Annotated in this window: 28 protein-coding genes; 18 read left to right on the forward strand and 10 right to left on the reverse strand. The window is 39.5% G+C overall.

The window, feature by feature from the left end; all coding sequences use genetic code 11:
* Positions 1-135: 135 nt before the first annotated feature.
* Together MKX82_RS04725 and MKX82_RS04730 are read right to left on the reverse strand one after the other, a co-directional pair.
* Positions 136-795, reverse strand: coding sequence for a lytic transglycosylase domain-containing protein (locus MKX82_RS04725; RefSeq protein ID WP_237940958.1), 660 nt, complete (start codon positions 793-795; stop codon positions 136-138).
* A 38-nt stretch (positions 796-833) separates the two neighbouring features.
* A complete protein-coding gene (locus MKX82_RS04730) occupies positions 834-1418 on the reverse strand; it encodes a CYTH domain-containing protein (RefSeq protein ID WP_341079402.1) in 585 nt (194 codons plus the stop codon).
* Positions 1419-1574: 156 nt separating this feature from the next.
* Here MKX82_RS04730 and MKX82_RS04735 point away from each other — a divergent pair, with 156 nt between their 5' ends.
* From MKX82_RS04735 to MKX82_RS04750, 4 genes are read left to right on the forward strand one after another with little or no spacing between them, the layout of a single operon-like run.
* Positions 1575-1943: a UPF0738 family protein gene (locus tag MKX82_RS04735; protein ID WP_233316733.1), complete on the forward strand. Its 369-nt coding sequence runs from the start codon at positions 1575-1577 to the stop codon at positions 1941-1943.
* 52 nt (positions 1944-1995) lie between these two features.
* Positions 1996-2628 (forward strand): GTP pyrophosphokinase, encoded by a 633-nt coding sequence (locus MKX82_RS04740; protein WP_245399842.1) that lies wholly within the window; start codon positions 1996-1998, stop codon positions 2626-2628.
* Positions 2629-2660: 32 nt separating this feature from the next.
* Positions 2661-3455: an NAD kinase gene (locus tag MKX82_RS04745; RefSeq protein WP_341075328.1), complete on the forward strand. Its 795-nt coding sequence runs from the start codon at positions 2661-2663 to the stop codon at positions 3453-3455.
* Positions 3433-4377, forward strand: a complete 945-nt coding sequence (locus tag MKX82_RS04750) for an RluA family pseudouridine synthase (protein WP_445738837.1) — start codon at positions 3433-3435, stop codon at positions 4375-4377. The genes MKX82_RS04745 and MKX82_RS04750 overlap by 23 nt, the downstream gene beginning before the upstream one ends.
* A gap of 333 nt (positions 4378-4710) precedes the next feature.
* Here the strand turns inward: MKX82_RS04750 and prpE are convergent, their stop codons facing one another.
* The gene (gene prpE, locus MKX82_RS04755) at positions 4711-5448 is read right to left on the reverse strand and encodes a bis(5'-nucleosyl)-tetraphosphatase PrpE (RefSeq protein ID WP_341075331.1); all 738 of its coding nucleotides are present in this window, start codon (positions 5446-5448) and stop codon (positions 4711-4713) included.
* Between the two features lie 247 nt (positions 5449-5695).
* Between prpE and mgtE the strand changes: the two genes are divergently transcribed.
* The 4 genes from mgtE (at position 5696) to MKX82_RS04775 (ending at position 10565) form a co-directional block, all read left to right on the forward strand.
* Positions 5696-7057, forward strand: coding sequence for a magnesium transporter (gene mgtE, locus MKX82_RS04760; RefSeq protein WP_396953797.1), 1362 nt, complete (start codon positions 5696-5698; stop codon positions 7055-7057).
* A gap of 43 nt (positions 7058-7100) precedes the next feature.
* Positions 7101-8951, forward strand: a complete 1851-nt coding sequence (locus tag MKX82_RS04765; protein ID WP_341075334.1) for a monovalent cation:proton antiporter family protein — start codon at positions 7101-7103, stop codon at positions 8949-8951.
* A gap of 118 nt (positions 8952-9069) precedes the next feature.
* Positions 9070-9843: an enoyl-ACP reductase FabI gene (gene fabI / locus MKX82_RS04770; RefSeq protein ID WP_233316740.1), complete on the forward strand. Its 774-nt coding sequence runs from the start codon at positions 9070-9072 to the stop codon at positions 9841-9843.
* Between the two features lie 200 nt (positions 9844-10043).
* Positions 10044-10565 (forward strand): CotO family spore coat protein, encoded by a 522-nt coding sequence (locus MKX82_RS04775; protein ID WP_233316741.1) that lies wholly within the window; start codon positions 10044-10046, stop codon positions 10563-10565.
* A 288-nt stretch (positions 10566-10853) separates the two neighbouring features.
* On the opposite strand, the gene MKX82_RS04780 is transcribed toward MKX82_RS04775, so the two are convergent.
* Positions 10854-11351 (reverse strand): CotY/CotZ family spore coat protein, encoded by a 498-nt coding sequence (locus tag MKX82_RS04780; RefSeq protein WP_233316742.1) that lies wholly within the window; start codon positions 11349-11351, stop codon positions 10854-10856.
* 211 nt (positions 11352-11562) lie between these two features.
* On the opposite strand from MKX82_RS04780, the gene MKX82_RS04785 reads away from it, so the two are divergent.
* The 7 genes from MKX82_RS04785 to MKX82_RS04815 all read left to right on the forward strand — a co-directional run bounded on the left by MKX82_RS04785 (position 11563) and on the right by MKX82_RS04815 (position 15287).
* Entirely contained in the window at positions 11563-11916 is a 354-nt protein-coding gene (locus MKX82_RS04785) for a DUF1360 domain-containing protein (protein ID WP_237940967.1), read from the forward strand.
* A 377-nt stretch (positions 11917-12293) separates the two neighbouring features.
* Positions 12294-12770 (forward strand): sporulation protein, encoded by a 477-nt coding sequence (locus MKX82_RS04790; protein WP_233316744.1) that lies wholly within the window; start codon positions 12294-12296, stop codon positions 12768-12770.
* Positions 12771-12783: 13 nt separating this feature from the next.
* Entirely contained in the window at positions 12784-13257 is a 474-nt protein-coding gene (spoVAC, locus tag MKX82_RS04795; protein WP_233316745.1) for a stage V sporulation protein AC, read from the forward strand.
* On the forward strand, positions 13258-14271 hold the full coding sequence (gene spoVAD, locus MKX82_RS04800; protein ID WP_237940969.1) for a stage V sporulation protein AD: 1014 nt from the start codon (positions 13258-13260) through the stop codon (positions 14269-14271).
* A 17-nt stretch (positions 14272-14288) separates the two neighbouring features.
* Complete coding sequence (gene spoVAE / locus MKX82_RS04805) at positions 14289-14645, forward strand: stage V sporulation protein AE (RefSeq protein WP_233316747.1); 357 nt, start codon at positions 14289-14291, stop codon at positions 14643-14645.
* A gap of 126 nt (positions 14646-14771) precedes the next feature.
* Entirely contained in the window at positions 14772-14897 is a 126-nt protein-coding gene (locus MKX82_RS04810; protein WP_233316748.1) for a YjcZ family sporulation protein, read from the forward strand.
* 135 nt (positions 14898-15032) lie between these two features.
* A complete protein-coding gene (locus MKX82_RS04815) occupies positions 15033-15287 on the forward strand; it encodes a stage VI sporulation protein F (protein ID WP_233316749.1) in 255 nt (84 codons plus the stop codon).
* A gap of 35 nt (positions 15288-15322) precedes the next feature.
* Here MKX82_RS04815 and MKX82_RS04820 read toward each other — a convergent pair whose 3' ends face one another.
* A complete protein-coding gene (locus MKX82_RS04820; RefSeq protein WP_341075342.1) occupies positions 15323-17629 on the reverse strand; it encodes an ATP-dependent helicase in 2307 nt (768 codons plus the stop codon).
* A 146-nt stretch (positions 17630-17775) separates the two neighbouring features.
* Here MKX82_RS04820 and MKX82_RS04825 point away from each other — a divergent pair, with 146 nt between their 5' ends.
* Positions 17776-18024: a hypothetical protein gene (locus MKX82_RS04825; RefSeq protein WP_233316751.1), complete on the forward strand. Its 249-nt coding sequence runs from the start codon at positions 17776-17778 to the stop codon at positions 18022-18024.
* On the opposite strand, the gene MKX82_RS04830 is transcribed toward MKX82_RS04825, so the two are convergent.
* From MKX82_RS04830 to MKX82_RS04840, 3 genes are all read right to left on the reverse strand, one after another.
* Positions 18025-18699, reverse strand: a complete 675-nt coding sequence (locus MKX82_RS04830; RefSeq protein WP_233316752.1) for a DUF421 domain-containing protein — start codon at positions 18697-18699, stop codon at positions 18025-18027.
* 101 nt (positions 18700-18800) lie between these two features.
* Positions 18801-19313: a 2'-5' RNA ligase family protein gene (locus MKX82_RS04835; RefSeq protein ID WP_233316753.1), complete on the reverse strand. Its 513-nt coding sequence runs from the start codon at positions 19311-19313 to the stop codon at positions 18801-18803.
* 164 nt (positions 19314-19477) lie between these two features.
* A complete protein-coding gene (locus tag MKX82_RS04840; protein WP_341075347.1) occupies positions 19478-20203 on the reverse strand; it encodes an alpha/beta hydrolase in 726 nt (241 codons plus the stop codon).
* A gap of 202 nt (positions 20204-20405) precedes the next feature.
* Between MKX82_RS04840 and MKX82_RS04845 the strand changes: the two genes are divergently transcribed.
* Positions 20406-22250 (forward strand): anaerobic ribonucleoside triphosphate reductase, encoded by a 1845-nt coding sequence (locus tag MKX82_RS04845; protein ID WP_341079405.1) that lies wholly within the window; start codon positions 20406-20408, stop codon positions 22248-22250.
* Entirely contained in the window at positions 22247-22729 is a 483-nt protein-coding gene (gene nrdG / locus MKX82_RS04850; RefSeq protein ID WP_233316756.1) for an anaerobic ribonucleoside-triphosphate reductase activating protein, read from the forward strand. Before MKX82_RS04845 ends, nrdG begins: the two co-directional genes overlap by 4 nt.
* A 44-nt stretch (positions 22730-22773) precedes the next feature.
* Here the strand turns inward: nrdG and MKX82_RS04855 are convergent, their stop codons facing one another.
* Both MKX82_RS04855 and MKX82_RS04860 read right to left on the reverse strand, forming a co-directional pair.
* Positions 22774-23295 (reverse strand): DoxX family membrane protein, encoded by a 522-nt coding sequence (locus MKX82_RS04855; protein ID WP_233316757.1) that lies wholly within the window; start codon positions 23293-23295, stop codon positions 22774-22776.
* A 194-nt stretch (positions 23296-23489) separates the two neighbouring features.
* Complete coding sequence (locus MKX82_RS04860; RefSeq protein WP_233316758.1) at positions 23490-24098, reverse strand: TetR/AcrR family transcriptional regulator; 609 nt, start codon at positions 24096-24098, stop codon at positions 23490-23492.
* Between the last annotated feature and the right edge of the window lie 34 nt (positions 24099-24132).

The following is a 24132-nucleotide window of genomic DNA, read 5'->3' on the forward strand; positions in this document are numbered from 1 at the left end:
CTTTATTATCACATTTTCCGGTTTATGCCTGTTTAATTTACAGCGTCATTTTTTCATAAAAAAATATCCACTAACAAGTACCGGATAAAAGTGTAAGAAAGCAGGCCGGTGAATGTCGGCCTGCAAGTAAAATTGTTATGCTGTATAATGCTGTGTCACTTTTGCGACATAGTTTTGTGTTTCTTTAAATGGAGGAATTCCTCCATATTTGTTTACATTGCCTGGTCCTGCATTATATGCAGCTAGAGCAAGGCTGACATCGCCATCATACTTTGTAAGCATTTGCTTCAAGTACTTAGTGCCTCCCATAATGTTCTGCTCAGGATCATAAGTGTTATTAACTCCCAAACCTCTGGCAGTTGCAGGCATCAATTGCATTAAGCCTGATGCGCCGGCATAGCTTGTCGCGTTTGGATTAAAGTTGGATTCCACTTTAATAACAGAACTGATCAGTTTTTCAGGAACACCGTATTTAGCAGCAGCCTTTTGAATAATATCATCAAAATCTCCATTGCTGCTCGAATCACTTTTCGCTAATTTAGTTAAGCTGATAGGAAGCAGGGAGCTTGTTGCACTTGTCTGCATTAGATTTGAGCTGGCTGCACTACTAATGCCGGCGTAGCTGCCTAGTGTATTCTGCATGATGCTGTCAGCAGCACCTGTCCCGCTCGATGAAAAACTGCCGAGCAGTTCTTGAAATAAATTATTTGAAGAAGAGCTGTCAGCAGTTCCTGCAGTTGACATGTTCTGTAATGCTTGCAATTCAAATAAAACTTTTAATTGATCTATTTTCATGTAGTTCCTCCATATGACTGGTAAACTGAGTTATCTATTTAAATTCCGTTCTTATATTTTTGCTCGTAAAATCTTCTAACTTTATTTTTGGTCTTTCTTACAGGTATTTGAAAGGATTGAAGGAGCTGTTGGAAATATGCCTGTCCATCTTTTCTATCGCTTACTTCATATTCTAACTCATAATCTTCTATATTTAAATAAAAACTGTGATCGAAAACTAGTAAACCATTTCCAGTTTCTTTTTCTGCTCGGATAGTAGTGAGAGAACCAAAATAATGAATCTTTTCTGGTGCAATACCTAAGTCCAGCAAAAGTGCTGCAAACTGTTCATCCAAAATTCGGCCTGTCTGAATCATTTCCTCGCCAGCTTCTGCAGACAGCTGCTTGTTCGTTTCAAGCAGCCCGTCCTCATGGGGCTGCTTTAACGTCAACTCGTAGCCAGCCTGCTTTTTGCGGATTCGCAGTGCAGAGCTGCGTTCTTTCAAGGCGAAATCTGCCGTGTCAAAATAATGGTTTTCTTGTTTAAATAACTCATTTTCTTTGACTTGATAATGTTCAAGCAAATTGGTGTATTCTTCTTTAGTCAGCATATTTTTAAATTCTATTTCAATGTTTTTCTCCATCATCCAAATTCCTTTCCCGGCTGTTTAACTTTTATGCCTTAAACGGTCTTAAGGCAAGGTTCTAATAGATATTATCTCTTTGTTTGTTTCTGACTGCAATGTTTAGGATAAATTTATCCAATGTGGTAAAATAGTGCATAGTTGGAGGGTGAAAAAATGAAAGAAAAACTACAAGTGCTAAACGCAGAAATGACTGAATCTAATTTAATCTTGAAAGTGGAAGAAAGCTATCCGGTTAACGAGCTTTCTGCAAAGGGGCAGATCTTAGTTGATTCTGACGCTTTCGCCTTTATATATTTAGCTGAAAAAGGGGATCAGTACGTATATATTGTACTCGGCAAAGATATTTGGCCAAGCTTAAAGAAAGGCTTAGAGGCCGAATTACCGGTGTATTTGTCAAACGGACAGAATAACCTTGAATTGGCTGAATGGAAAGAGGAAATGGAATACTTAATTGATAATATTGAAGGCAACGGCAATTATGGAGAAGAGATGGAGGCTAGTGTAACAGCCGTTTTTTCATAATATAAACCGACGTACATAATAGAAGAAACCTATTTAAAATGGGGTGTTATATATGCAGTGGGAGCAATTTTTAGCCCCTTATAAACAAGCGGTTGATGAACTGAAAGTTAAGTTAAAGGGCATGAGGAGACAGTTTGAGCATGAAGAGGAGCATTCTCCGATTGAATTTGTCACAGGAAGAGTAAAGCCGATTGCAAGCATTCTTGATAAGGCCAATGAAAAGGGTATACCTTTAGACAAATTAGGAACAGAAATGCAGGATATTGCCGGCTTGCGTATGATGTGTCCGTTTGTGGACGATATTATAAGAGTAGTAGAATTATTAAGGGCTCGCAATGATTTTGAAATTGTGGAGGAAAGAGACTATATTCTCCACCGAAAAGAGAGCGGCTACCGTTCCTATCATGTCGTTATTAGCTATCCGGTGCAAACAATCAACGGAGAGAAAAAACTCCTGATGGAAATACAGATTAGGACGCTTGCCATGAACTTTTGGGCAACGATTGAACATTCGCTTAACTATAAATATAAAGGGCAATTCCCGAAGGACATCCAAATGAGACTTCAAGGAGCTGCCGAAGCTGCATTCCGCCTGGATAAGGAAATGTCGCTGATCCGAGGGGAGATTCAGGAAGCACAAGCCTTTTTCAATCGAAAAAAGGAGCAGAAAGACAGGAAAAAATGATGGAAATCATTTCAAAGAGGAGCTAATCGAAAATGAAATTTGCCGTAACCTCAAAAGGTGATTTAAAGTCGGATAATTTAGTACAGCGGTTAAAGCAATATTTATTGGATTTTGAGCTGGAGTATGAGGAGGAAGAGCCAGATATCGTCATTTCAGTCGGCGGTGACGGCACGCTTTTATATGCATTCCACCGCTACAGCAGCCGCTTGGATAAAACCGCATTTGTCGGTGTTCACACAGGCCATCTCGGCTTTTATGCAGACTGGACGCCTGATGAAATTGAAAAGCTTGTTATTGCTATTGCTAAAACACCATACAGTGTAGTCGAATATCCATTGCTTGAAGTGACTGTTCAGTATCAGGATGAAGATAAGGAAACACGATATCTTGCCTTGAATGAATCTACTGTAAAAAGCATTGACGGCACATTTGTTATGGATGTAGAAATCAGAGGAGAGCATTTTGAACGGTTTAGAGGAGATGGACTATGTGTATCTACTCCTTCCGGCAGCACGGCGTACAATAAGGCTTTAGGGGGAGCGCTGCTGCACCCGTCTATCAGAGCCATTCAATTGGCTGAAATGGCTTCTATTAATAACCGTGTTTTCCGGACAGTCGGCTCACCGCTCATCATTCCTGAGCATCATACTTGTGTGCTGAGACCTGTCAATGAGCCTGATTTTCGCATCTCCATCGATCATTTGACATTATTGCATAAAAAGGTTAAATCGATTCATTATCGAGTTGCCGAAGAAAAAATACGGTTTGCGAGATATCGGTCATTCCCTTTCTGGAAAAGGGTTCATGACTCTTTCATCTCAGAATAGAATTAGGAGTGCAAGGCATGTGACATTTAAGCTAGACTGGGTTATGGAAGAAGACGGGAAGATAATGCTGAAGGAGTTTCTGAAAGAAAGGTCCATCTCTAAGTCTGCTCTGACGGATATCAAGTTCAAGGGCGGCAGGATTACTGTCAATGAGGTGGAGCAGAATGTCCGTTATATGGTGAAAAGAGGCGATCGGATTTCAGTATTATTCCCTGTTGAGAAGCCGAGTGAGGGCTTGCTTCCCGAAGAAATACCGCTGAATATTATATATGAAGATGACTATCTTCTTATCGTGGAAAAGCCGAGCGGGATGAACACCATTCCTTCAAGAGAGCACCCTTCCGGCAGCCTTGCGAATGCTGTTTTCGGCTACTATGTGAAAAAAGGCATTGCAGCAACAACACATATTGTCACGAGGCTTGATAGAGATACATCGGGGATGGTCCTTATTGCGAAGCATCGTCATGTTCATCATCTTTTGAGTGAACAACAGAAGGCCCGCTTGGTCAAACGGCATTATACAGCGTTAGCAGAAGGGCTGTTCTCCAATAAGAGCGGCACCATCAATGCGCCTATCGGCAGGTGTGGAGACAGCATCATTAAAAGGGAAGTAAGAGAGGACGGGCAGACAGCCATTACTCATTACAACGTGCTAACTCAGCTGTCTGATTTTGCCGCTGTTGAGCTGTCTTTAGAGACTGGCAGAACACATCAGATTCGTGTACATATGTCTTATATAAGCCATCCATTAATTGGAGATGATTTATATGGCGGTTCACGCCATAAGTTAGGAAGGCAGGCGCTGCACTGCTCAAGACTTGCCTTTATCCATCCAATCACACAGAAGGAAATGGAATTTTCCGTCAGCCTTCCTGAGGATATGAAAAGGTTATTTACATTAAATAACCAGGCTGGGACATAAATATGTAAATTTGCATAAAAACCGAACTATTTTTATTATTTATTGATAAAAAGTTTGGTTTTTTATGTTTTCGTTTAAATAAAATAATAAATAATCTTAGTGGAATGGAGCGGAGGACACTCGACTCCTGCGGGAAATAGAGGCTCAGCTTCCTCCCCGCAGGCGAAGACGAGGAGGCTCAGCTTCCTCCCCGCGGAAAGCGAGTGGGACGAGAGCGCAATGAAACGAACTAATTTTAAAGCCATATTCTATTTTTATTGTTTCAAAGTTACATGAAATTTTATTATTCTTGTTTAGATAGGCTTATTTTGTTGTGCCATCCCTTTATTTATGCTAATCAAATGTCCGGAATTTCTGTGCTATATAAGGCATTGCAGAAGAAACCGATTGAACAGTCATTTCAGGGTAGCTTAGTGCGGATAAATGTCCACCAAAAACAGCTCCTGTATCAATATTATAAGTATTGTTAATGGCACGCACCTCTTTAACAGGAGTATGTCCGTAGACAATCGCTGCTTTTCCTGTATAAGATTTAGCCCAATCCCGGCGGACTGGTGAACCGTCAGGATGGCTTTCTCCCGTAATATCACCATAAAGAACGAATGTTTTTACCTTCTCAGAATGCTTGCCAATATAATCTTCCTTAATCCCTGCATGGGCAATAACTAACTTTCCACCATCAAGTACATGGTATAAAGGAGAATGATCATACAGCTTCATGAACTTGTTTTTGATAATTTCCCTGTCCTTTTTTTTTAAGCTCTCCAATTCTTCTACTGTTGTTTCCAATCCATGCTTAATTTGCACCTTTCTTCCTAAAAAATAACGGTAAAGCTTGTTGCAGTGATTTCCTGGCACATAATATCCAAGTTTTTTTTCAATAAGTGTGCAAACAACCTCTATCACACGCAGAGAGTTAGGACCTCTGTCTGTTAAATCCCCGACAAAGGCAAGCAATCTGTTCTCTTGATGAACGGGATAGCCTAAATCCCATGTATAGCCAAGCTTTTTTGTTAATGCTTGCAGTTCTTCATAACAGCCGTGTATATCACCGATAATATCCAGTTTCATATTTGTCCTCCCAATTCAATCCTTCGTACCAATTATCTTTTGTAGGGAAACAAAATATTATAAGGTCACAATCTAAAGTTTTACATGTAAAAGAATGGGGAATATATATTAGCTGTCTCCTATTTCCTTTAGGTTGTTTGTAAAGGTATCATAATTTTTTTATTGGAAATTAGTGAGATGGACGACAAACTCTAAGAGATTTGTTAGTATAGAGAGAAACTTTTGAAAGGAGTATGTTTTGAAAGAGATAACGAGCAGCTATGAAGAAAAACTAGAAGAAATCCTCCATTCTTTACAAAATGAAAACTTACAAACATTCAGAGAAGCATTTTTAGAGCTGCATCCATATGATCAAGCTTCATTTTTTAAGGAATTGGAGAAAGTAGAACAAGAGAGTGTATTTCATTTTTTATCACCTGAGGAGATTGCAGAGTTATTTGAGCATCTCGATATGGAAGACCATGATTACCAGGAGCTGTTTGCAAGACTGCTGCCTTCCTATGTGGCTGACATATTCACACATATGTCAGCAGATGATGCAGCAGATATCCTCATCGCTTTGGAAAAGCAGCAAGCACTTAGTTATATCGCCCTTATGCCGCTTGAAGAGGCAAGCAATGTTAAGGCACTAATGGATTATGAGGAGGAAACTGCAGGGAGCATCATGACACTTGAATATGTCAGCCTGTATTCTCATATGACAGTTCATGCTGCAATGGCCTTGCTTAAAGCGGAAGCACCTAATGCGGAGACAATTTACTATATTTATGTGGTGGATGAACAGAAGCATCTTGTCGGAGTAGTATCCTTAAGGAATTTAATCGTAAGTGATGACAGTACAGTGATTGCTGACATTATGAATGACAGTATCTACTCTGTTTCTGTCACTCAAACCCGTGAGGAAGCAGCAAGGAAGATGCGGGATTATGACTTTCTTGCATTGCCTGTCATTGATTTTCAAGGGAGGCTGCTCGGCATCATCACGATTGATGACATTGTCGATGTATTGGAGGAAGAAGCAACTGATGATTATTCAAAGCTTGCGGCTGTTTCTAATATGGACTATGTTGATCAACATCCCGTTTCTGCTGCAAAAAAACGATTGCCGTGGCTGATTATCCTGTTGTTCTTAGGAATGTTTACGGCAAGCTTAATCGGCAGGTTTGAGGAGACGTTAAACAAGGTTTCTATCCTTGCTGTTTTCATTCCCTTGATTGCAGGGATGGCAGGAAACACGGGGACACAGGCACTCGCAGTTGCAGTGCGGGGCATTGCGACAGGAAACCTGGAGAAGGAAAGCAAGTTCAAGCTGATCATGCGCGAAGCGGGAACAGGACTAATAACAGGTGGAGTCTGTGGAATACTTGTAACATTGGTCGTTTATATTTGGAAAGGCAATATTTTTTTAGGGCTTTTAGTTGGTGCATCTATTTTAGGAACACTAATTGTAGCGACAATTGCAGGTTCTATAATCCCTCTATTGATGAATAAATTAAAAATTGATCCTGCCGTTGCATCTGGACCATTTATTACAACTTTAAATGATATTATCAGTATCCTCATTTATTTTGGAATGGCAACGATGTTTATGGGATTGTTGACCAGTTAAGTTATTTTAGAAAGAAAAAAGCAGTTATCAAGGAGGAAATAAAATGGAACACGGCGCTTCTGTAATGTCCTTAATGATTGTAATCATTGTGGCATTATTGACACCGATTATTTTGCACCGCCTAAAGCTAAATGTTATTCCTGTCGTGGTTGCAGAAATTATCATGGGGCTTATTATTGGAAAAAGCGGTTTTAATCTTGTCGAGCAGGATACTTGGCTGGAGACTTTATCAACATTAGGCTTTATTTTTCTAATGTTCTTAAGCGGGCTGGAGATAGATTTTAAATCTTTTTCCAGCAATAAAAAAAGAGAGACACTGCCGAATGGGAGGCTTGAACCGAAGCCGTTCTCAACATCTGTCATCATCTTTGCCGCTATTTTTGCGTTATCGGTTATTTTGAGTTATCTATTTGTCCTTGCAGGCTTTGTAGATAGTATTTTCTTAATGACTATCATCATTTCTACTATTTCACTTGGTGTGGTTGTGCCAACATTAAAAGAAGCAAATATCATGAAAACGGCAATAGGGCAAATCATCCTGCTTATAGCAGTCATTGCTGATTTAGCGACAATGATATTGCTGGCAGTTTTTGCTTCGATTCATGAAAGCGGCGGTAACACTTGGCTGTTACTAATCCTATTTGCAGCAGGGGTGTTATTATATTTTGCAGGCAGACGCTTCAAAAACAAAAACACTTCAGATTCGATGTCAAGAGGAACAGTGCAAATCGGAACAAGGGCAGTGTTCGCATTAATTATTTTCTTAGTAGCGCTGTCTGAAACTGTCGGTGCAGAAAATATTCTTGGTGCTTTCTTAGCAGGGGTGCTTGTGTCGCTCTTGTCCCCGAATGAAGAGCTTGTGCATCAATTAGATTCCTTTGGCTATGGCTTTTTAATTCCGATATTTTTTGTAATGATTGGTGTTGACATGGATTTATGGTCACTATTTACAGATTCTATGCTTCTTTTATTTATACCGCTCTTATTGCTTGCTTTGCTAGCAAGCAAGATGCTGCCTATTTACTATTTGAAAAAATGGTATGATAACAGGACAATAGTAGCATCAGGGTTTTTATTAACATCGACATTGTCTCTAGTAATTGCAGCTGCAGCGATTGGGGAAAGAATGAATATAATAACCTCGCAGATGAGCGGGATATTTATTCTTGTAGCAATTATTTCCTGTATTATCACACCGATTGTTTTCAAAAAACTTTTCCCAAAGGAAACAGCAGGAGAAAGGGCAGTAAATATTTCAATCATCGGTGTGAATCAGATTACTATGCAGCTATACCAAGAGTTAAAATCCCCTTACTATAAGGTGGAATTCTATCATAAAAAACAAGAAAAACATGATCTGCAAATTGCAGATTCTCTGTTTGAAATCACAGAGCTGGACAATTATACCGAGGAAGTTATCAAGGCTACAAACATTTCGGCAGCGGACATTGTAGTAGTTTCTACTGGCGATAGCAGTGAGAATGAAAGAATGAGTCTTTTATTAAAGCAGGCAGGGATTGATAGGGTTATTTGCAGAATGGAAGATCTCGATAAAGAGGCCTCTTTGCAAAAGGAAGGAATTGAAGTGTTTTCATCCTTTACATCAACTAAAGCACTGCTAAAAGCGATGATTCAATCTCCGAGCATCCTTGCTTTGTTAGGGAATAATGAAACATCTTTACATGAAATTACAATTAAGAACAAGGGGTTTGAGGGAATGACATTAAGAAAGTTCCCGTTCACTGGAGATGTTATTTTTGTACGAATCTTCCGTGGAAGAGATTCCGTTATTCCCCATGGAGACACCGAGCTGCAGCTACATGACCATTTAATTGTAACTGGTTCTGAAGAATATGTCAGGGAGCTGAAAAGAAACCTAGAACGTGAGTACTAAGTGGCAACGGAAAAATAAGCCAAATGACTACGGTAACAGCACTTTTCTTTTTGAAGATAGTATAGTAAAATTAGTACTAGGTACTAATAACTTGTAATATAATTTAGGAGGATAAATTATGAGCTTTTCATTAAAGGGCAAAACCTATGTTGTAATGGGTGTTGCGAACAAAAGAAGCATTGCATGGGGGATTGCTACATCTCTTCATAAAGCAGGTGCCCGTCTAGTATTCACATATGCTGGAGAAAGACTGGAGAAAAGTGTTCGTGATCTTGTAGCAACACTTGAAGCAAGTGACAGCATCGTTTTGCCATGTGATGTTACGAATGACCAGGATATCGCACAGTGCTTCCAAACGATCAAAAACGAAGTTGGAACTATTCATGGAATTGCTCATTGCATCGCTTTTGCAAACAAGGAAGAATTGCAAGGGGATTACATGAATACAACAAGAGAAGGCTTCTTGCTTGCGCATAATATCAGCTCTTATTCTTTGACTGCTGTAGCGAAGGAAGCTAAAGGTTTGATGACAGAAGGCGGAAGCATTGTTACATTAACATATCTTGGTGGAGAACGTGCTATTAGAAACTATAATGTTATGGGTGTTGCAAAAGCTTCACTTGATGCAAGTGTCCGTTATTTAGCATCTGATTTAGGCAAGGACGGCATCCGTGTTAACTCTATTTCAGCAGGTCCGATTCGCACACTTTCTGCAAAAGGTATCAGTGACTTTAACTCAATCTTGAAAGAGATTGAAGAACGCTCACCGCTAAGAAGAACAACAACACCTGATGAAGTGGGAGATACGGCTGTATTCTTGTTCAGTGATATGGCAAGAGGAATTACAGGCGAAAACATCCACGTAGATTCAGGCTTCCATATTATTTCATAAGCAATAAATAAGCGCTGACCTAAAATGGGTCAGCGTTTTTTGTTTTGCAGAATAGAGCAGCACCATGATGAATATCTTTTTTAAAGAAATACCTGACACAAACTCCTTGATTAACATTAAAGCATGCCCCAGCATAGATTAAGATGAAGTAGGCAAAAAAACCTGCTGTATATTATGTATTAGGAGGTGACTTTAACTTTATGAGGAAAAAAACAGCAAGAAAAGCTTCACCTCTCTTGTTTCAGCATACTCCTTTTCCTGCTGAAAACATGCAAAGCACATTCTCTGCTCGTAAAGCGCAAACACGTAAGCGAAGAGAGGAAATAGAAAACGCAGCATTGCAGGCTGCTAAAACTAAAACAGAAAAACAAACCGATAAAGAGCATATCGGTATGATTGAGTCTCCAGGGGCTGTTCGGGATAAAATACATGATTACAATGTAGAGCAGGCGGAACAACAAGAAAGCCAAGAACGGAAACCTGCATTCCGCAGGCTGAAAAGCTTTAGGGAGATGGGGATAGAGGAAAGGCTGACATATCTTTTTAACTTTCCGAAACAGCTTCCTCCTGTTGCATGTATCCTGACGGTTGAAGAAAACCAGCAAATAAGAGGATTTATAACTGGCAAAGATGACAAGAAAGTGTCAGTAAAGTTGATGGATGGCGAGGAAATCTCCCTTTTTACGAAGAAAATTACAGATGTTAGAATGGTCGGTATTTAAGCATCGGCTCAGGAAAAAAACGCACTGTTAAAAGTGCGTTTTTTTTTTTTGCACATATGTAGCTTTCTTTAGTCTAGGGAATTAAAGAAAAGGGAGCCAGCACCTATTACCAGTAATAATAGGGAATAGGCAACAAGAGCAATTTGCGTAGAATGATTTGCTTTGTGGAAAATCTTTATCAACACTCTCACCTTCGAAGTAAGATAAGATGAAGTTTCCTATATTGCAAAAAAAATAAACAACCAGCCATATAAAATGACTGGTTGTAGGGTGTAAATTACGCTTATATTAATCACAGATGTCTAAATCAACGTCAGCAATGCATTGTACGGCACAGAAGCATTTCAAGTCAACTGTAATGCAGTCGCTTGTGCGACGGAATCCATCCACTTCACAGACTTTGCCAAGGTCAATGCCTTTTGGTCCTGTGATATCAAGTGTTTCTCTGCCAGAGTGAGTGTTAGTAATTGGTGCAAGCACTCTCAATACTGCACAGCAGTTGTCAAACACATCTTCTACGCGGAAGAAGATAGACACACATGCACAGTCATCTCCTCTGAAGAAAGCATGGAAAGGTGATCCGTCAGCTGTTTTTAGAACAAATACACGAGTATCTGCTTTACTGCGTTTTGTTGGGGAAACAAGTGAACCTAGTGGCTCAGAAAAGCAGTTTGTTTCACATTCGCAGTTGTCTTCTGCACTATCTTGAATATCTTTAATGGCGCGAACCACTTCGCAAACACAGCTAGAAGTACCGAAAACATCATCTTTTTTTCCACAACCCATAATTGATTTCCTCCTTGTTTGTTTCTTTCTTTGTGATACTACACTACTAACATATTGCCAAAGACCGTTATGGGTTACGGACAAACGCCTTTTTTCTTGAAATTTAGGCATATGCCCAAATTTCCAGGTGTGTTTAGATGTCTGTCATGAAAATAGGCACTGAAAGACTGCTTTCTTCATATTAGTGTGTGTATAGAGGAGGGTAATAAAAGTGAATATAGAGTGGATAGAACTGCTGCTGTTAGTGTTAGCCACATTTCGCCTGACTAGATTATTAGTGTTTGACCGCATAACGGAATTCCTTCGCATGTTAGTGCTTGATGAAAAGCTTGAAAAAAATGAAAATGGTGAAGATGAGATATATTATGTTCCAAAGGACGGTTTGGTTAGAGGCTTTTTAGGGGAATTGATTAGCTGTTATTGGTGTACTGGAGTTTGGTCAACTGGCTTTCTTGTCCTATTGTATTATTTCCTTCCAAGCATTTGCACACCAGTTGTACTGATACTTGCCATTGCAGGGGCTGCTTCTATAATCGAGGCTATCGTGCAGAAATTGACGGAATAACATTGAAATTCATTTTCTATATTTAGGCTAGTTGTTTACACATAGACAAAAAGAGCCTCATACAATATGGTAGACATATTCTAATGTCATTCTAAAAAAACGGGAGTGCTTGTAATGATGAAAAAACTGACAAAAAAAGAAGAAGCACCTGCTGCTATTTCCCGGAAAAAAAAGGTGAAAAAGAAAGGCTGCGGCTGTGGGAAAAAAGTTAAAACAAATGGCTAAAAGCCAAGAAAGAAGAGCGGATCTGCCGTTCTTTTTTTTGTCTTTACAAAAATTGGGGCTGTATGCTTCCTTTTTTTTTTCATAAAAAACAGTAAAAACGAAAAAAATAAACAAAGGAAAAACATACATCTTTTACATAGGAAGGGACAAATATGACACATCAAAAACGTTTTTTTGTATTTTTTATTTTCATGTGCTTTCTTCTGGCCGGTTGTGAAGAATCATCTCCTTCCAGCCGGACCGCTTTATTCAAAAGGGTTGATCCTGCTCCATTAACAGTTACCAAAAATCCAGATCAGCTTGAACAAATATTAGTGCGTCAAGTAAAAGATGAAGCAAGTTCGGTTAAATCCATCTATGACGTAGCGGTGATTAAAGGCCAAAAGGAAATTCTGGTTGCTTATAAAGTAAAGCATATGTCCAGGTTTAGAATGAAGGGCATTGAGAGTGACTTGAACAAAATCTTAAGTGATAAGTTTCCCGACCATACATTCACTGTATCAAGTGACTATAAGATATTTCTAGAAGCGATAAGGCTTGGGGATAAGATGAAGAATGCCGATTACAGTGAAAAAAATGCGGATAAGCGGCTTAAGCAAATAATCAATCTCACCAATGAACTAACATAAGGAGAAGGTATTAATGGCGAAGAAAAAGAAAACACCACAGCAAAAACAGTATGAACAATTAGAGAAAAAATACGAAACGAAAAGACCAGTAGTAAAGAACTGCATAAAGGCTTTTTTTGTCGGAGGCTTTATTTGTATGCTCGGACAGCTGCTGTCTTTTATGTATATTTATTTTTTCCACTTTACAGAGCAAACTTCCGGAAACCCTACAAGTGCCACAATCATATTCCTGTCTATGCTGCTCACCGGATTTGGCATTTATGACCGGCTTGGCCAGTTTGCCGGAGCTGGAAGTGCAGTGCCGGTTTCAGGGTTCGGGAACAGCATTATTTCTGCGGCAATAGAGCATCGGACCGAAGGCTTTGTATTAGGTGTAGGAGGAAATATCTTCAAATTAGCAGGCTCCGTTATTTTATTTGGTGTCTTTGCTGCCTTTGTTGTTGCGTTAATTAAAACGCTTATTCTAATGGCCAGGGGGGTTATGTAATTGCTTAAAGGAAAACAGTCATGGCTTTTTGACAATCATCCTGTCATACAGTCTACAGGTGTAGCAGGCGGTCCATTTGAAGGGAACGGAAACTTAGCGAAGGATTTTGATATTTTGCATGAAGACTTATGGATGGGCAAGACATCTTATGAGCAAGCGCATAGAGTGCTTTTGGAGGAAGCAACAGAGACTGCTTTAAAAAAAAGCGGACTGTCTGCAGAGGATGCCCAATTTTTTATTGCAGGCGACCTTATCAATCAAATCACACCAACCAGCTTTGCTGCCCGTGACCTGAAAGTGCCTTATTTCGGCTTGTTTGGCGCTTGTTCTACCTCGATGGAGGGGCTGGCAATGTCTTCTTTTATAATCAACTACAAAGGTGCTAAGAATATCCTTACAGGTGCTTCGAGCCATAACGCAGCTGTTGAAAAGCAGTTCCGCTATCCAACAGAATATGGCGGTCAAAAGCCGCCGACAGCACAATGGACTGTCACAGGCGCAGGCGTTGCTTTGTTAACAGAAAATGACGGAACGCATGAAAATTGCCCGTACACGACGTCAGCAACAATAGGAAGAGTAATGGATATGGGTTTAATTGATCCATTTAATATGGGCGGGGCAATGGCTCCAGCTGCTGCTGATACTATTTGTGCCCATTTCAATGACTTAGGTGTTGATGCATCTCATTATGATTTAATTGTTACTGGTGATTTGGGTAAAATTGGAAGAGATTCTGCACTCGCACTTCTTGAGGAAAAAGGAATTCATATTGATAAAAATAAATTTAATGACTGCGGTTTACTTATCTATAAAGCTGATCAGCCAGTCCAATCAGGCGCTAGCGGTCCTGGATGTTCTGCGACTGTATTATACGGTCACTTGTTGAACGAAATGAAAAGAGGTGTTTATAAGCGGATACTTGTCGTGGCGACAGGTGCATTGTTATCTCCGCTTACGGTTCAGCAGGGAGAATCTATTCCATGTATTGCTCATGCAGTATCAATCGAAATATAGAAGGGAGGAAATTGAGTATGCTGCCAATGTTTTTTTGGGCATTTGTAATAGGAGGCTTGATTTGTGTAATTGGCCAGCTAATGTTTGATGTGGCCAAGCGTACACCAGCACATACTTTAACGACTTTAGTTGTGGCAGGTGCTATATTAGATGGACTAGGTCTGTATGAGCCGTTTGCCGACTTTGCCGGTGCTGGTGCAACTATTCCTATTACGAGCTTCGGTAACGCACTGGTTCATGGTGCTATGCAAGAAGCAGAGACACATGGGTTAATTGGGGTACTCACAGGAATGTTTGAGGTTACCAGCTCAGGAATTTCAGCCGCAATCGTCTTCGGTTTTATTGGCGCTTTAATTTTTAAACCAAAGGGTTAAGAATTCTTCCGTTTCATCCGCTAATAGTCAATCGTACAAATTCACATAGCTTAGGAGCTTGCCTATACACAATACCTCAATTTCCATATGCTATTAAAGAATAAAGGAGAAGTGAGGTGAAGGTGTATGTGTTTCGGCGGATATGGATATGGAGGCGGCGGCTATAGCGGCGGCGGTTATGGTTCTTCATTTGCTTTGATCGTTGTACTTTTCATTCTATTGATTATTGTTGGAGCTAGCTTCTACGCTTAATAATTAGTAAATGAACGAAAGGATAGGCTTTCCATGGGAAAGCCTATCCTTTTTAATTTTTTTAACTGAAAATTTTCACCTTTTACTTTTACCTACATACTATGTAAAGTAGCTCAAGAAGGAGGAAATACAGGTATGAATAACAACTTCTTTAAGAATATAGAATCAAAAACAGGTGTGAATATGAAAGACATTTTTGACCTGGCTAATTCATTACAAAATGCAAACTTCAAAGATGAAAACACAGTAAGAGGGGTCATTCGCCGAGTATCCCAAATCGCTGGCAAACCTGTTCCTAAAGAAACAGAGGACAAAATTGTTCAATCCATTGTTAAGGATGGGAAACAGCTTGATTTCAACACACTATCCAAGATGATTAATAAAAAGTGATTTGGCGGGTAACCTCTTGTCTAAAGGTTACCCTTTTATTCTTTATTCTTGTGTATTGGTGCCAGTCTTAAAGCAGATAAGAACCGGGATGCTTTTGCTTTTCTTCCCCTCAAGTGCATCGGAATGGATACATACAGCTCTGCCATTGATCTTGTCATCGCAACATATAATAGTCGCCTTTCTTCTTCCATAGGCAGATTGTCGCCATTTCGGAAGGCTTCCAATGCATAATCGTGAGGAAGGGAACCGTCAACACCGCCTAGAATATAGACGATTTTATATTCAAGTCCTTTGGCACGATGAATGGTTGTCAGGCTGATTGCATTTTTTGTATCTTTATATTGTTTTTTCAGTTCTGCGTTCATGGCAATCATATGGTCTGTATAGGCAACAAATTCAGCAATGGTGCCAAACTTTTTAGCGACAACTTTAAGATCTCGAAGATCGTCAGAGCCTTTATCCCATTGATTTCCTTCATTTCCCCGTTTTTTAATGAACTCTTGGAAGCCGAGTTCTTTTTCAATAAAGGCAATGGCCTCTAAAGGGGGAGTTGATTTTAGTTTTTTCAGAGCGTCTGGAATTTTTTTTAGTCTCGATTCCTGAAAGGCAAATCCGGTTTTGATTTTTGCGAATCCGTCAGCCAGGCTGCAATCTTCCAAAATACTTAATGCTTTTAAGTCTTGAAGCACACTTTTCTTGAGAAATAATGTCGGCAGCAAACTGTTAACAGCATGCTGATCATCTGGGTCAACAGCAAGCTTTAAGTAAGCAATCATGCTTTTGACGATAAAGCGGCTGTAAAAGGAACCAGAATCCTGCTCGAGTCTAAATGGAAGACTTGAGGAAGACAGTCTTTCAAACATTGCCCTGCTGTTTGTATTAGTTCTAAACAGAATGGCGAAGTCCGTCGGTTCTGCCCCTTTTTGAATTTTTTCTAATATGTCTGTGACTATCATTGTTGCTTCTTCCTCTTCATCATAAGGATAGAAGAGGAGGGGATTTTGTCCAGTATAGGTCGCAGCCATTTTTTTGGGACGTCTGTTTTTGTTTGCTTTTATAATATCATTTGCTGATGATACAATTTCATTAGTAGAGCGGTAATTATTCTTCAGATAAATAATTTTGGCATTTTTAAAGTCCTTTTCATAATCCAGCAGGTATTTCGGGTCACTGCCTCGAAATGCATAAATAGCCTGATCATCATCTCCAACTGCATAAATACTTTTCGCTCGTTGGGACATCAATTTTATCCATTCATACTGGACTTTATTAATGTCTTGAAATTCGTCTAGCAGGAAATAGGAAAATCTGTTTTGGTATGTTTCAAGTATTTTAGGATTTTCAAGGAAAAAGTAATATCCGCCGACAAGCATATCGTCAAAATCATATTGGCCTTTGTTATGCTTTGTCTCTTCATATTTTTTGTAAAGTGGCAATACCTTCTCTTCCCAATCAGAAGCAGGCTTAATTTCATTTGGAAATTGCAAAGAATTCTTCCATGCTCCAATCAATTGAAGGGCAGCATCATATGGGAATTCTTTCATATCAATTCCTAATTCTGTGCCAATTTCTTTTAGGATTAATTCTTTCTGCCAGTTGCTGCTCAGCAAATTGGTCCTTTTCCATTTATTTGGTTCGTGAAAAAGGAGTATTTGATACAGGATACTGTGGAAGGTCCCTGAAACAATCCGGCTGATTACCGTTTTGGTCATGTCAGGATACTTCATAAGCCGTTCTTTCATTTCTAATGCAGCTTTGCTCGTAAATGTTACTAGCATGATGGAGGCAGGGTCAATTTTCTTCTCATGGATGAGATAGGCAGTTCTCGCCGTCAGAACTCGTGTTTTTCCGCTACCGGCACCTGCAACAACCAATACTGCTTCCTCATCTGTTGTGACGGCATTGCATTGGGATTCATCAAGCTTGACGCCACTAAGGGAAAGAGCATGAAGATAACTGTCTGGCGCGTTATAATCAGGTCTGTCCACCTTAGCAGCAGTATCTGTAACAGTTTGGATGATTTTAGGCTGTTTAAAGCTAATTTCTTCAATCGGTGATGAAATGCTTCGAGATTTAGGAAAACGAAATCCGTTTCTTTCTTCATATTCAACAGCAGCAGCTGCTTCACTGACAGCTGGAGTAATATTTTGCTGGCAAGGCTCTGAAGTGGAAGCATGGTAAAAATGCGGTTTTGCTTTAATACCCAAGTAAAGCTTTACAGCCTCACCGCAGACTGAGCAAGCAAGAAGGCCTTTTTTTCCAGCTTCATGCCAAGTCTGCCAGTCGCTTCTCGTATCAGCATATAAATGTATCAATCTATCATAATAGTAGGCTGTTTCCATAGTTAAACCTCATTTTCATACAATACTTCTTTTTTTAACGTACTTATTATCATAGCAAAATAAAAGAGTATATAAAAGGGAAGAAGGAAGTTTAACAAAACCATTAATTGGGTATGGATAAAAAAATCAAGTAGGAGGCAATTCGTATGGGTTATATTCTTCCAGTAAATAACTATCAATATGAACAGTATGTTAGACAGGATATCGCGCAAAAAATTAGACCTGTTAAGAGCCAAAAGGTTTTTGCACCTGCTGTTATTTCCAATACATATGAGAGATTTGACCAGCCCTATTCTGCACATAATAAAGAGGCTTCCAAAAGGAGAATGGAAGATGCGGAGAAGCTCATTGCCGAACTGACAGGAAAAGGTCGGCAATTCAACAAGCTTGTCTAATTAATAGCTTTGAACATATAAAGGAGCATCTTCCTGCCATTCGGCATACAACACTGTTTTAGGAGAATGAATTCCTATTTGAGCTAATTCTGCGTTTAGCTTTTTTTCATCCCAGCCGACAGTAGTCAAATTTTCCTCGATGATTTCTCCATCTAGTATGAGACTTAAAGGCAGAGTGCTGTCTTGGACATTCAGCTGCATTTCTGTCCGGGAGGGACTTGTATATGCCTGTTTTTTAATCGTGTTAACCGTTCCATCTGTTTCTAAAATAGCATAATGGCATTCTTGGATGGAGAAAATATCCTTGGAACGGAGAAGATGCTGAAGCTGGTTCAAATCGAGATGGTTTTTCTTCAGTTCATCATAATCTATCTTTCCTTTTTGGATGATGATAGATGGCTTTCCTTCAAGTAAGCTGCGTGAGCGCCGGAACTTTTGTGTCAAAAATTCTGTCAGGAAGATTAAAAAACCCCAAATAATGACAGCATATAATATTTCCTTTATGCCTGTATTGTCATCATACATTGCGTTTCCGACTAATTCCCCAATAACTAGCACACAAACAAAATCGAACGTTGTTACTTGGGTTATAACGGTTTTACCGAGTATTTTAGTAAAGAGAAGAAGTGCAATAAATCCAAAAACAAGCTCTGAACCAATATGCAGGAAATCCATAAGTTTATCATCCTTTCTCCTCCGTTATTCTAGACAAGAACAATAGAAAATAAACAAAGGGGAATGTCAGCTGACATTCCCCTAAAAATTTGTAAGTTCTCTTATTCATTATTACCGAGACGGAAAGTCTCAAATACAGTCCAAGAGCCATTTTCCAACTCATACAAGAGATGAAAGCGGTCCGTACTTTCCTCATGGCTGAAACTGCGCATTCTTAAGCTGCTGTATAGATCGAGATGCTCATCGTTAGACAGCTGCTGCCCAAGTGTTACGTGAGGAATGAAAGGATGCTCCTCGGGCACACCGATTGTGTTAATGATTTCCGTATGTAGATCCTCTAAATCGGAATTTTGTTCGATCTTTAAATAAATAACATTATTAACAGGCTGAAATGTGCTTATTTTCAAAACTTTAATCGCAATGGAATGGTAATGGCTCGCCACCTTTTGCAACTTGGCACTGATTGTCTTAATTTCATCATTGTCTGCGTTGAATTCGCCTACTAGCGTGATGTGAGGCGGTACTAAAGCGTATTTCGGATCATAGCGTTTACGGTAAGAATTAGCTAAATCTTGCAGCTCTTTTCCTGGAAAAATAGCGATGCCATATTTCATGGTTGAAACCCCCATTTCTTCTCTTCAATAATGTATATTCCTTAAGACAGGTATTCATTGCCTTACAAGCAGTTTTGCAGTATCTGTAAGATATTATAACAAATTTATAAATTGATGTTCAAAAATATCTGTTTTTTCATTATTTTCATATATAAAAAATTGTTTTAACTGCTATACATATGTAACAGAATAGTCCTCAAATAAGGCTGCCAATATTTCCATGTATGATTTCCTTCGTATTCTTCGTAATGATAATCGGCATTAGATTCGTGCAGCAGTGTAGCCAAGTTCCGGTTTGGTTCAAGGAAGTCCTCGATTGTGTTGCTGGACGTTTTAACTGCTGTTTCCTCGCTTCCTATTATATGGAATATTTCGAGAAGATGAAAGGTCTGAAAGGCGTTTACTTCAGATAACACTTCCTCGTTAACATATGGAGACTGAAGCATCACTTTGCCGAATGTATGTGGATATTTCAAGGCTGCTCTAAGCGAAACGGTTGCTCCAAGGGAATCACCGATAAGTCCTCTGCCGAGCCCCATTTGGTATGTCGGAAATTCACTATCCAAAAACGGGACAAGCTCATGTGCGAGAAAGCGGATATAGCTTTGTGATTTTTCGCCATCTGGGTGATATTTTGACCTTCTGTCTGCAACATCCGCATATGGAATACCGACGATTATTGTTCCTTCTATGTCGTTATTCAACTGCAGTTCATCTGCAGTTCTGCCAATCCTGCCAAGCTGGAAATAATCTTTCCCATCTTGGGCAATCAAAAGCTGGTATTTATATAAATCAGAATAGTTTGGTGGTAAATAGACGAGCAGCTGAATTTCTTCATTCAAAGCATTGCTGTAAAACATGATGTCTTTAATTGTCCCTTGAGTAGACATAATTTGCTCCTCCATTTTTTATTATTATTTACGTTTAGTTTAGCATAAAATCCCTTTTCCTTGCAGATTCTCCGTTTATTTTCATAAACTGCTAATTCACTATATATTGTGTACATTCGGTGAACAAACCTACTATATGTTGATGTTTTTAGAGACGGTTATTTATAATGAGGAAGAATTGAGTGTAGAGGGAGAGAAGGAAATGGGTACATATGAAAAATTAATGAATGAATTTGCTGATATAACAACAGGGGAGCGCATAGACCTTATCCAAGAAAATGCCAACATGGACGGTGTTTCTCCGATGAGCCATATGATGCATTTTGCTTCTGCTTCAACAAAGCATTTTACAATCGAACAACTTTTGTCAGAAGAAGCGAAAAATGCATATTTAAGCGGTTATATCCATATTCATGATTTAGACTTTTATGCGTCAGGAACGGCTACATGCTGCCAAATCCCAGTCGGCAAGATTTTAAAAGAAGGCTTTAATACGGGCCATGGATATATGAGAGAACCGAAGAGCATTATGAGCGCCATGGCGCTGACATCAATAATCCTGCAGGCAAACCAAAACCAGCAGCACGGGGGACAAGCAGTGCCTTTGTTTGATTATGACTTGGCTCCATATATCAAGAAATCCTATATGCGCCATAAAAACCGACTTGAAGGGCTTTTTTCAAGTGTCAAGCAAAGGGATGAAATTGCCTGGAAATGGACAGAGGAAGAAACCTATCAGGCATGTGAAGCGTTTGTGCATAATTGTAATAGCATGCATTCAAGAGGAGGGGGGCAGACACCGTTTGTCTCTGTTAATCTCGGTACCGACATATCAGTGGAAGGAAGATTGCTTACAAAAAGCTTGCTGCTTGCTGTAAAGGCAGGATTAGGGAAAGGGGAGACGCCAATTTTTCCAATTATCGTCTTTAAAGTAAAGGAAGGTATCAATTACAGCAAGGAAGATATAAACTATGATCTTTTTCAGCTTGCAATCGAGACAACAAGCAAAAGATTGTTTCCGAATTTTCTTTTTCTGGACGCACCGTTTAACAAAGAACATTATGACGGCACACCAGAGTCAGAAGCAGCAACAATGGGCTGCAGAACGAGAGTGATGGGAAATATTCATGGGTCAGCCAGCTGTATTGGAAGGGGAAATCTGTCTTTCACAAGCCTTAACCTACCCCTTATCGCACTGGAATCCAACACTGTTGAGGCTTTTTTTACACGCTTGGACAGTTATATACATATTGCCATTGAGCAATTGTATGATCGTTACGAGTATCAAGGGAATAAAAAGGCAGCAAACTTCAAATTTTTGTTCACTCAAGGAGTTTGGAAAGGAGGGGAGGCGCTTAGCCCTGAAGATAATCTTGAAGAAATCTGGAAACAGGGCACGCTGTCTCTTGGGTTTGTAGGCCTTGCTGAAGCTCTGGTTGCCTTAACAGGCTTTCATCACGGAGAATCAGAAGAGGCTTATAAGCTTGGGTTGAAAATTGTTGCTCATATGAGAAAAAGAACAGATGAAGCAACGAAAGCTAAGCAAATGAACTATTCTCTTATCGCCACTCCAGCTGAATCGTTTGCTGGCAAAGCGCAAAGAGAAGTCAGAAAAAAATACGGAATCATAAAGAGGATTACCGACCGGCCTTATTTCACAAATAGCTTTCATATCCCCGTTCATTACAAAATTATGGCAATTGATAAAATTGAAAAGGAAGCGCCATTCCACCCGTTGACGAACGGAGGCCACATCACTTATTTAGAATTGGATGGGGATGCAAGCAAAAACCTTATAGCAATGGAGCAGATTGTCCGGGCAATGAAGGAGGCCGGCATTGGATATGGAAGCATTAATCATCCTGTCGATCGGTGTCTTGCTTGCGGGTATAAAGGGGTTATAAATAACAGATGCCCTAGCTGCAATATTGCGGGAGAGGAGAATTTTGAGCGTATCCGGAGAATTACAGGCTATCTCGTCGGGTCACTAGATAAATGGAACTCAGCTAAACGGTCGGAAGAGAAGGACAGAGTGAAGCATAGATGAGAGTGCTAAATATTATACAAGACAGCATTGTAGACGGCCCGGGACTGAGAAGCACTGTTTTTTTTGCCGGCTGTCCTCATCGATGCAAGGGGTGCCATAACCCGAACAGCTGGAACAGAAGAGGCGGTACAGAGATGGAAGCTGCTGATATTTTTAATATATTGATGGCCAATCCCTTTAATGATGTCACCTTCAGCGGCGGGGAGCCTTTTTATCAGAATCATCATGAGCTCCTCACACTTGCATCAGAACTGAAAAGGAATGGAAAAAATATTTGGTGTTATACTGGATATAAATGGGAACAATTAATTAGCTGTGCAAGCAGCAAAGCCGTTTGCGAATATTTAGATGTTATTGTAGATGGCCCGTTTATTATGGAGAAGAGAGATTTAAATCTGCAGTTTATGGGAAGCAGCAACCAGAGACTGATTGCTGTTTCCCGCAGCTTGGCAGCGCAAGAACCCATTCTTTTTGAATGATAAAAAAGCATGTGCTTTTCGCACATGCCTTTTAGCTTCTATATTTACGCTCTTAAATTTGGAGATAACGGCTTTTCTTCTTTGTCTTTCATGATGTACTTTCGCAAGATTGGCAGCACCCATCTGTCTAGGCCATAGTAGCCTGCATTTGCGCCAGCAAACATAATGATCATTCCCATGAGTATATCTGTTGGGTTATGAGAAATCGTACCTGCGAGAATGAAAGAGAAATTCATCACAACTCCAAAGAATGTAGCTGCAGTTGTCAGACAGCCAAGAATTAAGCCTAACCCTACCAGCAATTCGCCAATCGGAATTAATACGTTAAATAGTCCAACATTAGGAAGTGCAAATCCTTCTATAAAGCTCGTATACCAGCCGTAAACGGCACCGTCAGGACCTGTGACAGGATTTTTAATCGCATTTGTTAAAAATCCGCTTGCATCAAAGCCCTCGCCAGTCAGTTTTCCGAAGCCGGATTTAAACCAAGAATATCCAAGGAATAAACGAATAACAGTTAAAACAATGGCAGCAATCTTATTTTCTCTAATAAAGGCATTAATCATAGTTTTCATCCTTCCTTTATTTCAATATTTCTTACAAGTTAAATATAGCAAAAAAAGAGGGAAGAAAATGATTATTGTGAAACAGTTCACAAAGAAGCCAAGATATTGTGTCTGATATTTGAACATTTATTAAAGAGTGTGTCAGAAATCACTGTAATGTGATTAAGGAGAAGCTCCCAGTTACGAAGGGAGCTTTACTTCTCGATGCTTGGTTTTATTACAGAAGCTGTTGTATTTCTATTGATGATTAGCAATAATTGCTCTGCCATATAGCTTGAGCTGTATTTAAAACCGCCTTTAATCCATTCAACGAGCAGACCAAAGAGGGCGTAGGCAGAATAACTAGCAGCTAGTTCTTTGTCTATGGGGGAGTCCACTACAGGTGTATGAAAATCTTGGAGCGATAATTCCTTTAGAATTTCACACAGTCTATACTGGAAACTATGCAGCAATTCTGCATGGATAATCAGCTTATAAAAGTTTGCGTTTTTTTGGACATGGTCGAACAATTTAATGGCATTTGCCGTCAGTTTACTTACTTCAAAGATTTCGGAATTTTTATAAGGCTCCCGGTAAGAAGCAACCAAATCAGTAATAATGTCATCAATAATTTCATTCAGCAAATCTTCCCTATAAGTATAATGCTTATAGAAGGTGCCGCGATTCAAGTCTGCTAGCTGGACGATATCTGTTATGGTTATTTCCTTAAAGCTTTTTTCCTGCATAAGGGAAAGAAATGCTTCTTTTAGTGCTCGTTTTGATTTAATCACTCGCCTATCAAGGTATTCATTTTTATTAGACATATTCCACCTCTAATGTTCATCAAAAAGGATTTGG

It is taken from the genome of Niallia sp. FSL R7-0271 (assembly GCF_038005785.1).
In the GTDB taxonomy this organism is placed as follows: domain Bacteria; phylum Bacillota; class Bacilli; order Bacillales; family Cytobacillaceae; genus Niallia.

Bases quoted from the DNA above. Each gene is read 5' to 3' on its own strand.
- MKX82_RS04855 (WP_233316757.1), bottom strand. From the start codon at position 23,295: ATGATTAATGCCTTTATTAGAGAAAATAAGATTGCTGCCATTGTTTTA.
- MKX82_RS04730 (WP_341079402.1), bottom strand. From the start codon at position 1,418: ATGGAGAAAAACATTGAAATAGAATTTAAAAATATGCTGACTAAAGAA.
- MKX82_RS04860 (WP_233316758.1), bottom strand. From the start codon at position 24,098: ATGTCTAATAAAAATGAATACCTTGATAGGCGAGTGATTAAATCAAAA.
- MKX82_RS04830 (WP_233316752.1), bottom strand. From the start codon at position 18,699: ATGGATTTCCTGCATATTGGTTCAGAGCTTGTTTTTGGATTTATTGCA.
- prpE (WP_341075331.1), bottom strand. From the start codon at position 5,448: ATGAAACTGGATATTATCGGTGATATACACGGCTGTTATGAAGAACTG.
- spoVAE (WP_233316747.1), top strand. From the start codon at position 14,289: ATGCTGCCAATGTTTTTTTGGGCATTTGTAATAGGAGGCTTGATTTGT.
- MKX82_RS04765 (WP_341075334.1), top strand. From the start codon at position 7,101: ATGGAACACGGCGCTTCTGTAATGTCCTTAATGATTGTAATCATTGTG.
- MKX82_RS04780 (WP_233316742.1), bottom strand. From the start codon at position 11,351: ATGGGTTGTGGAAAAAAAGATGATGTTTTCGGTACTTCTAGCTGTGTT.
- MKX82_RS04835 (WP_233316753.1), bottom strand. From the start codon at position 19,313: ATGAAATATGGCATCGCTATTTTTCCAGGAAAAGAGCTGCAAGATTTA.
- MKX82_RS04810 (WP_233316748.1), top strand. From the start codon at position 14,772: ATGTGTTTCGGCGGATATGGATATGGAGGCGGCGGCTATAGCGGCGGC.
- spoVAC (WP_233316745.1), top strand. From the start codon at position 12,784: ATGGCGAAGAAAAAGAAAACACCACAGCAAAAACAGTATGAACAATTA.
- MKX82_RS04725 (WP_237940958.1), bottom strand. From the start codon at position 795: ATGAAAATAGATCAATTAAAAGTTTTATTTGAATTGCAAGCATTACAG.
- MKX82_RS04825 (WP_233316751.1), top strand. From the start codon at position 17,776: ATGGGTTATATTCTTCCAGTAAATAACTATCAATATGAACAGTATGTT.
- MKX82_RS04840 (WP_341075347.1), bottom strand. From the start codon at position 20,203: ATGTCTACTCAAGGGACAATTAAAGACATCATGTTTTACAGCAATGCT.
- MKX82_RS04820 (WP_341075342.1), bottom strand. From the start codon at position 17,629: ATGGAAACAGCCTACTATTATGATAGATTGATACATTTATATGCTGAT.
- nrdG (WP_233316756.1), top strand. From the start codon at position 22,247: ATGAGAGTGCTAAATATTATACAAGACAGCATTGTAGACGGCCCGGGA.
- fabI (WP_233316740.1), top strand. From the start codon at position 9,070: ATGAGCTTTTCATTAAAGGGCAAAACCTATGTTGTAATGGGTGTTGCG.
- MKX82_RS04815 (WP_233316749.1), top strand. From the start codon at position 15,033: ATGAATAACAACTTCTTTAAGAATATAGAATCAAAAACAGGTGTGAAT.
- MKX82_RS04845 (WP_341079405.1), top strand. From the start codon at position 20,406: ATGGGTACATATGAAAAATTAATGAATGAATTTGCTGATATAACAACA.
- MKX82_RS04740 (WP_245399842.1), top strand. From the start codon at position 1,996: ATGCAGTGGGAGCAATTTTTAGCCCCTTATAAACAAGCGGTTGATGAA.
- MKX82_RS04790 (WP_233316744.1), top strand. From the start codon at position 12,294: ATGACACATCAAAAACGTTTTTTTGTATTTTTTATTTTCATGTGCTTT.
- MKX82_RS04750 (WP_445738837.1), top strand. From the start codon at position 3,433: ATGACTCTTTCATCTCAGAATAGAATTAGGAGTGCAAGGCATGTGACA.
- MKX82_RS04745 (WP_341075328.1), top strand. From the start codon at position 2,661: ATGAAATTTGCCGTAACCTCAAAAGGTGATTTAAAGTCGGATAATTTA.
- MKX82_RS04735 (WP_233316733.1), top strand. From the start codon at position 1,575: ATGAAAGAAAAACTACAAGTGCTAAACGCAGAAATGACTGAATCTAAT.
- MKX82_RS04775 (WP_233316741.1), top strand. From the start codon at position 10,044: ATGAGGAAAAAAACAGCAAGAAAAGCTTCACCTCTCTTGTTTCAGCAT.